Below are 13857 nucleotides of genomic sequence, written 5' to 3'. Positions count from 1 at the left end.
ATATGGTATCGACAAGAAAGGTCCACCAAGCCGACCGACCACCCTTTGAAGCGTGGTTAGACAGCCTTGAGTTAAGTGCAGAAACAAAAGAAAAACTAAGTGCAGTGTCATCTATTCCAGAGCGACTGTTGGTTGGTCAGGAAATGGTTGAGATTTTGTGTCAGCTCAATATGGATGACGCAACGCTTCAGGCAGCCTTGGTTTTTCCATATTGCGAACAGCACGCCTTAAGTGAAGACGATATTTATGAAGAATTCGGCGGGGAAATACGCGACCTGATCGTTGGCGTGCGCCGAATGGATGCCATCAAGTCGTTACATGCGCGTAAAGTAAAAGGCTCTGGCTTTGCAGAAAAGTCGGACGAACAGCACATAGACAGTATTCGTCGTATGCTGCTGGCGATGGTAGAAGACGTGCGTGCCGTTGTGATCAAAATGGCAGAACGCATTTGTGCATTGCAACAGGTTAAAAAAGCCGACGAAGAAACCCGCGTTATGGTGGCCCGCGAATGCGCTAGCATCTATGCGCCACTGGCAAACCGTTTGGGCATTGGTCAGTTAAAGTGGGAGCTTGAAGACCTTGCGTTTCGCTATCTACATCCCATCACCTACAAACAAATAGCTCATCAGCTTGACGGCAAGCGCAGAGAGCGCGCCGAGTACATAGAAACCATAGTAGGCGACTTGCAGGGCTTGCTTGATAGCGAAGAAATTCGCGCAGAGGTTTACGGCCGTCCTAAGCACATATTCAGCATTTGGAAAAAAATGCAGAAAAAGCGCCTTACATTTGAGCAGCTTTTTGATATTCGTGCGGTGCGTATTATTGCCGAGCGACTTCAAGACTGTTACGCGGCGCTTGGTACGGTTCACGCCAGCTATAAGCACCTACCGAACGAATTCGACGACTACATTGCAACCCCAAAACCTAACGGTTACCAGTCTATTCACACGGTTATCGTGGGGCCTGAAGGGAAGTCGGTAGAGATTCAAATTCGCACGCAGAAAATGCATCAGGATGCAGAATTGGGTGTGGCCGCTCACTGGAAATATAAAGAGGGCAGTACGGGCAAGCAGTCAGGCTATGACGAGCGTATAAACTGGCTTCGTCGCATATTAGCGTGGCAAGAGGAAGTGGCCGAATCTGGCGATTTGGTTGAAGAACTTCGCAGCCAGGTGTTTGACGATAGGGTGTATGTGTTCACACCAAAAGGCGATGTTATTGACCTTCCCCAAGGCGCTACGCCGCTTGATTTTGCTTACTATATTCACAGTAATGTGGGACATCGCTGTATTGGCGCAAAAGTGAATGGGCGAATAGTCCCTTTCACTTATTTACTGCAAAGTGGCGACCAGATAGAAGTACTTACCGGAAAAGAGCCAAACCCAAGTCGCGACTGGATGCACCCAGGTCTTGGCTATGTGCATTCATCACGGGCGCGTGCCACTATCCATTCCTTCTTTAAAAAGCAGGACAGAGACAAAAACCTTGCTGCCGGTAAAGAGCTACTAGAACGCGAACTTCAGCGTGCCCACTTACCTGCCAAAGTACCCAATGAAGCATTTGAGAAGTTTAACTTACAAACCCTCGATGACTTGTACACTGCGGTAGGTGCCGGTGATGTACGCGTTATGCAGGTGATTAACTTTATTCATCACTTGCAGGAGCCCCCAGCCCCAGAACCCGAAATTAGTCCTAAGGTTAAAACGCGCAAAACTGCGGCCGGGACGGGCAAAAAAGATGCAGTGGTGGTGCAGGGCGTGGGTCACTTAATGAGCCAGCTGGCGAACTGCTGTAAGCCGGTTCCCGGCGAAGCGATTTTAGGCTATATCACACAAGGCCGTGGTGTAAGCGTTCATAAAGAAAGCTGCGACCAGCTGCAACACTTGTTGTCACAGCACCCTGAGCGTCAGATAGAAGTGAATTGGTCACAAGAGCTTAAAGTAGGTTTTGAGACGGGTATTGATATATTTTGTCACGATAGAACTGGCCTGTTGCGCGATATTACTACGGTATTGGCGAATGAAAACGTGCCGCTTTTAGGCGTGAACAGCCTAAGTGATAAAAATAGACAGACGGCGCTTATCACCATTTCGATAGAGGTGCACGATCTCGACACCGTATCAAAAGTGTTAACCCGATTGCGACAGCTTAAAGGTGTGACTGATGCAAAACGCAAACAAAGCTAAGCTTAATGAAATGCAGCGGCTGCTTGACATTATGGCGCAGCTGCGCGACCCGCAATCTGGGTGCCCGTGGGATGTAAAACAAACCATGGAAAGCCTAACTCGCTACACCATAGAAGAAGCCTACGAAGTGGCTGATGCTATTGCTACTGGCGATATGCATGACATTAAAGATGAGTTGGGTGATTTGCTGTTTCAAGTGGTGTTCTACGCACAGATAGCCAGTGAATCTAGCGCATTTACTTTTGATGATGTGGCGCAAAGCATTAGCGATAAGCTGGTGCGCCGGCACCCTCATGTGTTTGCGAATGCGCTTGCATCTGAAGGTGTCAGCGATACAAATGAAAACGTCACAGTCGAACGTACCCAATTGAACGACAGTGCTTTAAACGCGCAGTGGGATGCTATCAAAGCCCAAGAAAAGCAGCTTAAAAAGCAGCGTTTAAAGCAGGGCGATGACGCAATAGAAACCAGTATTTTAGATAGCGTACCTAGAGGTATGCCGGCACTCATGTATGCGCAAAAGCTGCAGAAAGCCTGCGCAAAGGTAGGGTTTGATTGGCCTGATGCTGCACCTGTCATAGATAAAGTGCGTGAGGAAGTGGAAGAGATTCAGCAAGAGCTGGATACGAAGCAACGCCTACTGTCTGCAAGCAGTGCTGACGAAAAGCCTTCAAGCAATGATATGCATGACAACCAACAAGCAATTGAAGAAGAAATTGGTGATGCACTTTTTGCCATGGTTAACTTGGCAAGACATTGCAAGGTAGATGCTGATACCGCACTTAGAAACGCCAGTAACAAGTTTGCTAACCGTTTTAAAGGCGTAGAGCGCTTAGCGGCTGAACAGGGCGACAAGCTCGACGCATTGACGCTTGATGAAATGGAAGCGCTGTGGCAGCAGGTTAAGCAGTCGTCTAACACTAAGTAATTGTACGTCGCAGCATACTAAAAGCGCTGCTTAGACTGATAACGTGAATGCCGCGCTGGTGCAGAGGTATGTGAGTCTTCAGTTAGAACGAATTACAAATACCGCTGCAGCCAAAAGACAAAATAGACTAGTGCCAGAAGTAATATGGGCAGCGTTCGCTTTTGTGTTTTGGTTAGAGCTGATGATTTCGTACGCTTCCATGTCATCATCACCCCCGTTGCAGAAAGCGTTGTTAAACCAACACCAAATACAAACCAAATTAACTTAGTCAAAAGCCCACCGAAGTATCCAAAGTGCAGCGGGTCTGCGTATTCATTGAGGTAGTTAGTCCAGGCCATACTTTTGGGCTCTTGTACGCCAACAATACGCTGATTGGTTATATCAATATCTACTTTATGCGCGCGCTCACGTAGTAAAGGGTTATTGCCTATACCTGTGAATCGCAGTGCTGCTGTGTCTGAGGTAGGAAATAGTACACCGGTGATCTGCCAGTCCTCAATGGCTTGCGATGCCTTCTGAAACGCACTGGAAAACTGCGTGGTTGATACAGGGTTAACTTGCTCATAATTTGAAATGACGGTGGCCTTAGGTGGGCGAGGTTCAAATCGATTGCCTGCAACTGCGGCACCGAATTCAAATAAATACCACCAACTGGTTATGACAATGACAACGAAAAACCAGAGGCTCCACAGCCCAAGCAGTTTATGAAGGTCGCTCAGTAGTATTCTTGGGCCTTGGTTTAGGCGGAGACGGGTGATGGCGGTTTTCCAGTTTCGGGTTGTTTTTAGGCCCGTATACAGCGAGATAGCAAGAATGAATGCGAAAAAGGTAACCGTTGGTAAGCCAAGATAATTAGGCATAAACAGATAGCGGTGAAAGTCTCGGAAGAACCGCTGAATCGTTAAAATAGGAATATCACCTGTCACTTCATAGGTGTACTGATCCACTTGGATAAAGCGGTCATGACCATCGGGGAATTCTGCTCTGACACGGTAGGTGAAATTATCATGTCCCATGGTCGTGATGGATTTTATCTTAGCTTGTTCTGCATAGTTAAGCGTAGCCTCATAGATACTGTTCCACTTAACAATTTCATCATCGGCGCTGTTTAGATCGCTAGGAGGCGTATTAAACGTGCGCATTTCCTCAAACACAAGCCAATCAATTTCATTGGATACCGTAGCAATAGTGCCCGTTGCAACAATAATAAAAAGCACAAGTGAGAGCTGAAAACCTACCCACGCGTGCAAGTTGTATAACTTCTTTAGGTACTTTCTTTGCGCGGTTTTATCGTTAGTCATGAAATACTTGTGTAAGGTAAAAGGCAAGCCCTGCCTGCTGCAGGGAACATAGTAAAAAGCATGGCGTATAATTGAAAGAAAGAAGGGCTAAGCGCAAGAATTTAACTCAAAAGCGCTACTTATAAACAGAACTCTAAGCAGAATTCATGCGCATAGCCAATCCCGAATTTTAAAAAACGCAGTGTCTACCACTTGTAGGTGAATTCTACAAAACCGTTCCTTGGGTTTCCGGGGAAGTGACCTGTGCGCTCAATAAAGCCTGATTCGGCATACTCTTTATCAAATAGGTTATCTATTCTAAATAGTACGCTGTAGTTGTCTACTTCCCAAGTTATCGACGCATCTGCAATGAAATATGACTTCACGTTCTGACCAGACAGGCTCAGTTGGTCGTCAACATAGTTTCCACCAAAGGCAAAGGCAAGATCCCACTCAGGTATTTGGTAACGCGTCCAGAAACCAAATTGATTCTGAGGCGCATTAGCGAAGCGGTCGCCGACACTATTGCTAATACCGCCACCGCCATTATCTGCGGTGATTCTTGCGTCGTTGTAGCCATAAGCTACGCTCAAGATCCAATTTGGCGTTATGTCAGTGATAACCTCAACTTCGAATCCGTCACTGGTCACCTCACCCACGGGCGCGACATTATCAATGCCGTCGCCTTCAGGGTCTTCGCCGGTAGACTGAAGGAGGTTTTGTCTAGTGATTTGATACACGGCCAATCGCAGTAAGGTGGTTTCATCGAACAGCTCTGCATTCACACCACCTTCAATAATATCTCCGGTCGTTGGTTCAAATGGTCCACCCGCCTGAACTTGCTGATTACTTACCGACTGTGGTTCGTATGAATCTGCCCATTGACCATAAAGTGAAATATTAGCGCTAATTTTATAAATACCACCAACCCTGAAGCTTACGTTTGAATCGTCGAAAATGGCACTAGACGTTTCATCTTCAAACTGGTCGTAGCGCAAACCAGCAACAAAGGTAAACTGCTCCCAAGCGAGTTCATTCAGTACATAGGCACCGTTTCGCGTTTGCTCGGTTGTGCTCAATGGTCTGAATTGTACATTGTAGTTGTCAGACTGCGTTATACCGTAGTTAGGGTTAGTAAGCGTTAGTGGAATGATATCTGATTCAAGTGAAGTCCCGCTTAGATAACGAAGAACGAAATCCTGCTGAAAAGCCGCAGCACCTAAAAGCGCGTCCTCTTTTCCTTTATAAAGGTCAATGCCGAACGCCGTTCTATGGTCTGCACCCAACCACTCACCTGAATATACAAAGTTGGCGCCAAAGCTAATTTGCTCTTGTTCGCGTAACTGATCTCTAAATTCACGGCCGACAAGGTCTATGTTCCCATCTCCATCGCTATCAATAAGAGCACGTGGCTCATGGTAGTTCTGCTCTTGTTCATTATCTATGTAGCGCAAACGTGTATTGTAGCTTACTGCATCGTTAAGCTGTCCTTCTAGAGAGAGCTGAACAGAGTCAGAGCGCAAATTTAGGAAGTCACTGGCTTCATTATGATTCCAGTCTGGATTTGTGAGAAAGTTACCGCTGTCGTCGACGGGCACTCCGCGCAGTCGATTAGCGCCCAAATCCTGTGAGTAATGAGTGTACTGAAGCGTTAGTAGGTGGCCTTGAAGGTCGTATGTATAGCCAGAATCGAAGATAAATACTTCACTGTCGCTGTTGTCTCGATAAGTATCTTGCTGCTCATAAAAAACACCTGCACGGGCGTTTTGGTCGTCATTAATTGCCCCATTTATTTCTGCTGAGCCTCCAAAGCGAGCATGCGAACCAGCAATTATTCTAGCGTTGGCGTCGAATTCTGACGTAGGTTTTTTTGTGACGTAGTTGAACAAGCCACCTGGCGCTCCCGGTCCATAGAGCATTCCGGCAGGGCCCTTTAAAAAGTCTACGCGCTCGATATTAAATAGTTGAGGTACGTTAAAACCTACATAAGGGTCTCCGCGTAAGCCATCGAAGAAGATTTCCTCTTGTCTGAAACCCCTGGCGGTTACACCGGCATAGCTAAATTGGCTAACACCAGCAATGTTACGATAAATATCTTTTGCATTGCGCGCACCCTGATCGCGTATCAAGCTTTCGTTGATTGTAGTGATTTGTTGGGTCGAATTAAGTGGGTCAACACTTAACTTACCTGTAGATGAGTTACCATTGCGATATAGATTGATCGCTCTACTAGTCACTACCACACGCTCTACTTGGTCGGATTTCGCGGGTGATATTTCACGTGTATCCGAAGAGGTTTCAATGTCTTGTGATAAAGCAGGGGAGGTCAACGAAGCAGCTATTAACGCGGCTAAATATTTCATTGCAAAAAAATCCAAGTGTTGTGTGATAAAAGGAGCATGATGAAAAGCCAATACTTTAGTATAAATGATAACAGTTTTTATTATCGTTTATCTATAGTTGTATGCCATTTGTCGTGTTGTAATCAATATCAGTAAGCGAGAGTTATGGTGTGCAGCAACGTAGATGGATAGGTGTCAATTCGCATCAAAGTAAATTAGACCAATGTAGATGGAAACTTCATTATTTTGGCGTATGGTTATAGAGTAGGTTTGATTTACGACAAAGCAATGTAGATCCACTTTATCTAATATCTGAGTATAAATTTGGCATATTGGAAGGGTGTGTCGCTGGTGTTAAGTCATGACACTTACCAAGGAGTTGGACTGGATTGGGCGTTACTATTTCATGAAAAAAGTACTGTATTTATCACTCGGGTTGCTTTTTACCCTTCTAGGTATTATCGGCGCATTCTTGCCGGTAATGCCAACAACTGTTTTTTTGATAGGTGCGCTTTTTTGTTTTACTCAATCTTCACCGCGCCTTGAAAACTGGTTACTTCAACACCCTAAATATGGCCCCAGTCTTGTTGCGTGGCGAAAATATGGTGCAATTTCGAAAAAAGTGAAATGCATAGCGTGCTGCAGTATGTTGGTGAGCTTTATTCTGGTTTGCCTGTTCGCCTCAATGCCTATTCCAGCGTACATAGGCATAGGTCTATTCATGGGAATAGGCGCGTACTTTGTTGTTACGCGCCCCAACGTTCCTGCTGTTTAGCGCCTTTAACGGTTCCTACCTAGTCGCTCGTGACTGCTTACCCATTCATCCGCTACAACAGCAGAACCCAGAGACAGATCGCCACATAGCACCGTCGCGGCAACAATTTCCGCAAACTTGTTAACGCTACCTTTTTCTGTGCACCCAAGTACGCTTAAACATTCATTTTGTGTAGCCAGACCCGTTCCACCTCCATAGGTAGCAACGATGAGCGATGGAATAGTAACAGAGAAGTAATAGTCACCATTTGGCATAATTTCAGCGTAGGTAAACCCCGCCGACGACTCAGCCACATTAGCAACATCTTGCCCGCAAGCGATGAACATGGCGGTAATGCCGTTAGCGAAATGCGCACCATTGTTAACGCTGCCTGCCATCAATGCGCCCATATTTGAATATTGGCGCTGTTTAAACAAAGCCTCTGGCGGGCAATGCATAATCTCCGTCATAAGTTGTTTTGGCAAGGTGATTTCTGCTACAACGCGCTTTCCGCGGGTATGCAGCGAGTTTAAGTGCGAGTGCTTTTTATCGGTATCAAGGTTTGCAGCCAGCACAAAGTGTTCAATAGGGCCCGAGTAGTTTGCCTGTATCCACTCGCAGCCTGCTTTGGTAGCTTTGCTTACCATGTTTTGCCCAGCTGCATCACCGCAGGTGAAGTTGAACCTAAGCCAACGAAGCTTGGAGGCAGCATATTGTTCAATATCCCTCAGCTTGCCCACGCTGGTGGTACTATCACAGGCTTGTTTAATGGCTTCAAAGTTTTGCTCGACCCACCTACCAAATGCGAGTGCTTCACGTGCATCGGAAAACGCAAACATGGGCGCTCGCTGCATAGCATCGTCAATAACGGTAGTCGTTATACCGCCTGCTTCTCTTGCTAGACGCATGCCTCTGCTGTAGCTGGCTGTTAGTGTACCCTCTGTTGTGGCCATTGGAACGTAGAACTCGCCTTTAGCGTGCTCTCCGTTCACTAGCATCGGGCCTGCAAAGCCGATAGGAACCTGTGCAACGCCTGCGAAGTTTTCTATGTTTCCCGACAAGGTTTCGGGCGGTATGGAATAGTGTCCTAAGTGGTTTAGCTGAGTGCCGGTCTCACGCGCAATAAATTCGCGGCGTGTTCGGCTCATGTCATCTGTATAGTCGTTGTCTGAGGAACGTGGGATTTTAGGCATTGGGCCACTCCTTTTTTCTTTCATAATAGGAGTGCTGATACCGAATGAGAACTGTTTACAATTTATACATGGGGATAAACGTAGCCTATAAGAAGGACTTCAGAATTAAAAAGGGTATACGCCAGTAAGAGAATGCCAGTGAATATAAAGGAGTATGCTTTGAATGCATGATTTCACAAGGCAAAATTGTGTGAGCTTAATGGCAGACTATGATGTAATGCGCGCCCTACATACAATGGATTTTATGGACGATCATGCCAGCGACATTTTTCAGGCCCTCGCTTTACCTCTTAGCGTTAACTGCATTTTATTCACTCTCTTCTGTGTCACATGCTCATGAAGACAAACATAGCGAACATGACGCTCACGAGGAAGAAAACGTCGAAAAGATAGTAGTTCAGGCTACTCGTTCAGGCCGCATAGCAGACGACCAACCTGTTCGCGTTGAATTGATTAATAGAGAAGAAATTCAAGAGAAAGCCGCGATGCGACCGGGTAACATTTCAATGCTTGTTGCCGAGACTGGCGGTGTCAGAATGCAAACTACATCACCTGCCCTTGGCAGTGCAAATATTCGTTTGCAAGGTCTATATGGCCGTTATACTCAGCTCCTTTCTGATGGGTTACCTCTTTACGGTAACCAATCTGCATCAATAGGCTTACTTCAAATTCCCCCTACAGACTTAGGGCGCGTTGAAATAATCAAAGGTTCCGCATCGTCATTGTATGGTGGCTCAGCACTTGGTGGTGTTATCAACCTTGTCTCTCGTCGCCCAAAAGATGAGTTTGAAGGAGAAGCGTTGGTAAATTTCACCACCCGTGACGGCCAGGATTTTACAACCTACATGGCTACACCTTTTAGTGACAGCCTAAGCGGCTCTGTGACAGCTGGCGCGCACCATCAAAGTGAAGAAGATATTGATAATGACGGTTGGGCCGATTTAGCGGGTTATGAGCGTTATACGGTAAGACCTCGCGTCTTTTGGGAAGGCGATGATGGCGAGCGTCTATACTTCACAACCGGATATATGACGGAAAACCGACAAGGCGGAACTGTAGGAGATGCGACTGTAGGCATTGGAGAAACGGCAGCTCCTTTTATCCGCGGACTTGAGTCTGAGCGCATCGATAGTGGCCTTGTATTTGAAAAAACGCTTGGCGATACGCTTACCCTTAATTCACGCTTTTCAGCGATGTCACAGGAGCATGAGCATCGATTTGGCAATGAGTTGTCAGGTGTAGAAAATGATCAGCATGAAAGCTACCTCGCTGAAACCAGCTTAGCGGGCTACACCGAAAAGAGTGATTGGCTGGTGGGCGTAGCCTACCAATCTAATATTTATGACTCTGAGACGTTTGCGTCTTTTGACTACAGCTTTGAAGTTCCAGGGGTTTTTACTCAAGTGGACTATCAAGTAAGTGATGAATTTACAGCGTCTGGGAGTGCACGGTTAGATGACCACAGTGAATACGGTACTCAATTTAGCCCTAGAGTTTCATTTTTATATCGCCCAGGTGATGTCACCATTAGAGGATCGTACGGCGAAGGCTATTTCGCCCCTACGCCGTTTGTTGAGGAAATCGAGGCTGCTGGGTTATCACGCTTACTTCCTGTAGAAGGGCTTAAAGAAGAGCAGGCGCAAACCGCATCATTAGACGTAACCTATCGCTTTGATGATATAGAGACAAGCTTTACCCTATTTGGCTCAAATGTAGATAACGTAACGCGATTAGAAGCTGTGGATAGTAGCGATGGCACTCCGTCTACGAATGTACGTTTGGTGAACGCGCAAGGTGAATCAAAAATTCGAGGTTCGGAAGTTTTACTTCGTTATTATTGGGAAGACCTGAAGCTAACAGCGAGCTATCTTTACTTAGACGCCACAGAAGAAGTTCCCGATGCTTCAGGGAGACGAAAGCTTGCGCTAACGCCGCAGCATTCTGCTGGTTTTGTCGCAATGTGGGAGCAGCACGGCAAGTTTATGGTAGGGTTTGAGGCTTATTACACTGGCGTACAGCGAGTAGACGATAATCCATACATCACGCATACCAAGCCTTATTGGCATTTAGGTTTACTTGGGCAAATAACGACAGGGCGTTACAGCTGGTTCTTAAACTTAGAAAACTTACTTGATGTTCAGCAAACCGATGAGCATCCTTTATTATTACAGTCACAGACACCAAGTGGACGTTGGACAACCGATATCTGGTCACGCAATGATGGCTTTATTGCCAATGCGGGTGTACGCATTAAATTTGGCGGCTAGGTAAAGCTGAGAAGAAAGTGAAAAAGCACTTCCCCGAAACGCGCTGGCAAGCAAAGACAACAAGGCAAAAGTGATAAGCTATCGTTGGTAAGGGGAGTGTGTAAAGTAAAGGTGGAACGTTAAAGATAACTGAACCACCTTTACTAATCAGGCCGGCTAAACTTTAGTATTTAGCTTTTCTTGAAGCGCAGCGATCTCTTCTCTACGTTTTTTATCTGCTAGTGGGCGGTTGGCTTTTTCAGGCGCGTTTTGAGCGCGGGTTAAAAAAGTTTGGGCTTCTTTGTATTCGCCTTCGTCGAAAAGGTACTCTGCATAAAAGAAGTTCTGGTCCATGCCATGTGGACTAACTTCAAGAGCGCGCTTAAACAATTTTTCAGCTTTCTTGTCACTACCGAAGCTGACAGGCCAACCTGGTACTTTGTGATAAAGGGCCGCTAAAACGGTTAACGCCGTGCCGTCTAGCACCGTTTCTTCTTTATCAATGGCGCGTTCCAAATTTTCCTTCGCACTTTCAGCAAAGTCTAAGGCGCCTAACCCCCCTTTGGCACTGGCTGTGCTGGATTGAGAAATAGCCAGCCAAGTAAGCGATTCTGCACTATTTCCCGATTGTTCTACGAGCGCTTTAGCTTGCTCAATAAGTTCTGAAAATGCGCTAAGTTGCGCGTCGCCATCTAGTTGATAATTCACTGTTGCCCACTGTTGTTGAAGCTCAAGTAATTCACTGGAAGAGGCTGATACAGGAGATACAAGCGACGCTGATGTTATGCCTGCAATGAAAAGAGAAAAAAGTCGTTTTTTTAATGTCATGAAAATTCCAAACAAATGAGTTTGATTAAATAAAAAAACGCAGCAACACTTTAGTAGGTGTCGCTACGAATAGAAAAGCCTGTGACTAATACTGGATTTGCTTCAGCGTATTGATAGCAAGATCGGTGTGTTTATCCCATCGTGCATAGGGTAGGGTGTAATCTATTGATGGATTCGTCAGCATGTGAACTTTGCGCATTTTGCCGTCAGCAATGCGTTGTGCTTTGCGGTGTGCATCAAACCGGTTGAAAATAGTCTCAAGTTCACCAGATTCGAGTACCCTAATCAGGCCAACGCGAAGTCTATTAGCCAAAGCAATGTTGTCGGGCTTTACGAAGAAGTATTCGTAATTGGGATAAAAGAGAAGGTGATGCTGCTCTAAAGTGATAGCTTTCTCAGAATGTCGGGTAAGATCACGGTGTACTTCAATGATATTTCTCGGGAAAGCGTCAACTAGTCCCTTATCTACCATAGAGTACATAGAATGGAACCAAAGGCTCCAATCTTCACCGCTTACGTTATAGCCATTTGCTTTAAGTACATTTAAATCTGGCCAATCTGCGCCTTGAACCATGGTTGATTGCTTTAATGCTTCGCCGGTTTGTTGGGCAAAACTGGCCTGCTCAGAAGGGTTAATCACCAATACGCGATAACCTGAATAACCTTTCAGCAGTGGTAACTTAATGGGCAGAAGACGCTGCTCTCGGTTACTGTTGGTGACACTCCACATTACATCCGCATCGCCCTTTAGCAAAGTAACAAGCTGACGACTCTGACTCATAGGATGGGGGTGAGGGATTAAAGCAACATCACCGTATTCAGGTGTTGCTGCGAAAACTGCATTGAGTACAGCTACGTGATAACTTCCATAATCATCATCGGCAAACGCACGTGTATATACTAACTCCTCAGCATTTACACTGGCCATAAGTAGCGTGTGTAGCATCATCATTGAAGCTACGAAGCGAGACATTTTCATTTTGTTTTTATAACGGTTCCAAATACAACGTTTTGACGTTACCTCAAATCGGTTTCTATGTCATCGGCAGATGATGGAATTTTATCCATATTTTTTGTTCTTAGGGGTTCGCATTTCCTTCAATTCCTGTATAATTCGCGCCCTGCCCAGTTACGCCCACCTTTGGGAAGGTGGAAGAATCAGCCGGCTCGAAGGGGTCATTGTGTTGATTTTAAGGTGATTTCTGGTGTTCAGAAATCAGTAACGACGATATTATTCGGGTGAATTTGAAAATGAAAACTTTTGTTGCTAAGCCAGAAACGGTACAACGTGACTGGTATGTGGTAGACGCCACAGACAAAACTCTAGGCCGTTTGGCTTCTGAAATCGCACTACGCCTTCGTGGTAAGCACAAGCCAGAGTACACACCTCACGTGGACACTGGTGATTACATCGTAGTAATCAATGCTGAGAAAGTTGCGGTAACAGGCCGTAAAGCGCAAGACAAAATGTACTATGCGCACTCTGGTTACCCAGGTGGTCTTAAAGAGACAAACTTTGAAAAACTAATTGCTCACAAGCCAGAAATGGTTATTGAAAAAGCAGTTAAAGGCATGTTGCCAAAAGGCCCTCTAGGTCGCGCAATGTTCCGTAAAATGAAAGTTTACGCAGGTGCAGAGCACAAGCACACCGCACAGCAACCACAAGTTTTGGACATTTAAGGAGCTATTAACATGGCAGATACTCAATACTACGGCACAGGCCGCCGCAAAAGTTCTACTGCTCGTGTGTTCCTACGTCCAGGCACAGGTAGCATTAAAGTAAACCAACGCGCTCTTGACGAGTACTTTGGTCGTGAAACAGAGTGCATGGTTGTTCGTCAGCCACTTGAACTTGTTGAAATGACTGAAAAGTTTGACGTATACATCACTGTTAAAGGTGGTGGTTCTAACGGTCAAGCGGGTGCAATCCGTCACGGTCTTACTCGTGCTCTTATGGAGTATGATGAAGCACTACGTCCAGCACTTCGTAAAGCTGGCTTCGTTACTCGTGACGCACGTCGCGTTGAACGTAAGAAAGTTGGTCTACACAAAGCGCGTAAGCGTCCACAATTCTCAAAGCGTTAATTTTTACGTTTTTTG

General features: G+C 45.9%; 11 protein-coding genes. 6 read left to right on the top strand and 5 right to left on the bottom strand.

All coding sequences use genetic code 11. The annotated features are described in order from the left end of the window. The first annotated feature begins 2 nt into the window (after positions 1-2). Complete coding sequence (gene relA / locus BZA03_RS08085; protein WP_110288478.1) at positions 3-2186, top strand: GTP diphosphokinase; 2184 nt, start codon at positions 3-5, stop codon at positions 2184-2186. Further along, positions 2164-3114, top strand: coding sequence for a nucleoside triphosphate pyrophosphohydrolase (mazG, locus tag BZA03_RS08080; RefSeq protein WP_110288477.1), 951 nt, complete (start codon positions 2164-2166; stop codon positions 3112-3114). Before relA ends, mazG begins: the two co-directional genes overlap by 23 nt. Positions 3115-3206: 92 nt before the next feature. On the opposite strand, the gene BZA03_RS08075 is transcribed toward mazG, so the two are convergent. Together BZA03_RS08075 and BZA03_RS08070 are read right to left on the bottom strand one after the other, a co-directional pair. Then, positions 3207-4415, bottom strand: coding sequence for a PepSY domain-containing protein (locus BZA03_RS08075; protein ID WP_110288476.1), 1209 nt, complete (start codon positions 4413-4415; stop codon positions 3207-3209). Positions 4416-4600: 185 nt separating this feature from the next. Beyond that, positions 4601-6757 carry a TonB-dependent siderophore receptor gene (locus BZA03_RS08070; protein WP_110288475.1) on the bottom strand — a complete coding sequence of 719 codons (2157 nt, stop codon included), beginning with the start codon at positions 6755-6757 and terminating at the stop codon, positions 4601-4603. Positions 6758-7097: 340 nt separating this feature from the next. Here BZA03_RS08070 and BZA03_RS08065 point away from each other — a divergent pair, with 340 nt between their 5' ends. Beyond that, positions 7098-7511: a YbaN family protein gene (locus BZA03_RS08065; RefSeq protein WP_375342583.1), complete on the top strand. Its 414-nt coding sequence runs from the start codon at positions 7098-7100 to the stop codon at positions 7509-7511. Between the two features lie 5 nt (positions 7512-7516). On the opposite strand, the gene BZA03_RS08060 is transcribed toward BZA03_RS08065, so the two are convergent. Next, on the bottom strand, positions 7517-8683 hold the full coding sequence (locus BZA03_RS08060) for a hydroxymethylglutaryl-CoA reductase (protein ID WP_110288473.1): 1167 nt from the start codon (positions 8681-8683) through the stop codon (positions 7517-7519). 254 nt (positions 8684-8937) lie between these two features. Here BZA03_RS08060 and BZA03_RS08055 point away from each other — a divergent pair, with 254 nt between their 5' ends. After that, the gene (locus BZA03_RS08055; RefSeq protein ID WP_110288472.1) at positions 8938-10950 is read left to right on the top strand and encodes a TonB-dependent siderophore receptor; all 2013 of its coding nucleotides are present in this window, start codon (positions 8938-8940) and stop codon (positions 10948-10950) included. A 156-nt stretch (positions 10951-11106) separates the two neighbouring features. Here the strand turns inward: BZA03_RS08055 and BZA03_RS08050 are convergent, their stop codons facing one another. Continuing rightward, a complete protein-coding gene (locus BZA03_RS08050; RefSeq protein WP_110288471.1) occupies positions 11107-11757 on the bottom strand; it encodes a hypothetical protein in 651 nt (216 codons plus the stop codon). An 85-nt stretch (positions 11758-11842) separates the two neighbouring features. Continuing rightward, positions 11843-12730, bottom strand: coding sequence for a hypothetical protein (locus BZA03_RS08045; protein ID WP_258364608.1), 888 nt, complete (start codon positions 12728-12730; stop codon positions 11843-11845). A gap of 278 nt (positions 12731-13008) precedes the next feature. Between BZA03_RS08045 and rplM the strand changes: the two genes are divergently transcribed. Both rplM and rpsI read left to right on the top strand, forming a co-directional pair. After that, positions 13009-13437 (top strand): 50S ribosomal protein L13, encoded by a 429-nt coding sequence (gene rplM / locus BZA03_RS08040; protein ID WP_014948329.1) that lies wholly within the window; start codon positions 13009-13011, stop codon positions 13435-13437. A gap of 12 nt (positions 13438-13449) precedes the next feature. Then, a complete protein-coding gene (gene rpsI, locus BZA03_RS08035) occupies positions 13450-13842 on the top strand; it encodes a 30S ribosomal protein S9 (protein WP_014948330.1) in 393 nt (130 codons plus the stop codon). Positions 13843-13857 lie beyond the last annotated feature (15 nt).

Source organism: Alteromonas sp. I10, from assembly GCF_003201515.1.
GTDB lineage: Bacteria > Pseudomonadota > Gammaproteobacteria > Enterobacterales > Alteromonadaceae > Alteromonas > Alteromonas macleodii.
This window is presented reverse-complemented; position numbering and strand designations above follow the sequence as displayed.

Coding starts and splice junctions, on each gene's coding strand:
- BZA03_RS08075 (WP_110288476.1), bottom strand. CDS start 4,415: ATGACTAACGATAAAACCGCGCAAAGAAAGTACCTAAAGAAGTTATAC.
- relA (WP_110288478.1), top strand. CDS start 3: ATGGTATCGACAAGAAAGGTCCACCAAGCCGACCGACCACCCTTTGAA.
- BZA03_RS08045 (WP_258364608.1), bottom strand. CDS start 12,730: ATGTCTCGCTTCGTAGCTTCAATGATGATGCTACACACGCTACTTATG.
- rpsI (WP_014948330.1), top strand. CDS start 13,450: ATGGCAGATACTCAATACTACGGCACAGGCCGCCGCAAAAGTTCTACT.
- mazG (WP_110288477.1), top strand. CDS start 2,164: ATGCAAAACGCAAACAAAGCTAAGCTTAATGAAATGCAGCGGCTGCTT.
- BZA03_RS08055 (WP_110288472.1), top strand. CDS start 8,938: ATGCCAGCGACATTTTTCAGGCCCTCGCTTTACCTCTTAGCGTTAACT.
- rplM (WP_014948329.1), top strand. CDS start 13,009: ATGAAAACTTTTGTTGCTAAGCCAGAAACGGTACAACGTGACTGGTAT.
- BZA03_RS08060 (WP_110288473.1), bottom strand. CDS start 8,683: ATGCCTAAAATCCCACGTTCCTCAGACAACGACTATACAGATGACATG.
- BZA03_RS08070 (WP_110288475.1), bottom strand. CDS start 6,757: ATGAAATATTTAGCCGCGTTAATAGCTGCTTCGTTGACCTCCCCTGCT.
- BZA03_RS08065 (WP_375342583.1), top strand. CDS start 7,098: ATGACACTTACCAAGGAGTTGGACTGGATTGGGCGTTACTATTTCATG.
- BZA03_RS08050 (WP_110288471.1), bottom strand. CDS start 11,757: ATGACATTAAAAAAACGACTTTTTTCTCTTTTCATTGCAGGCATAACA.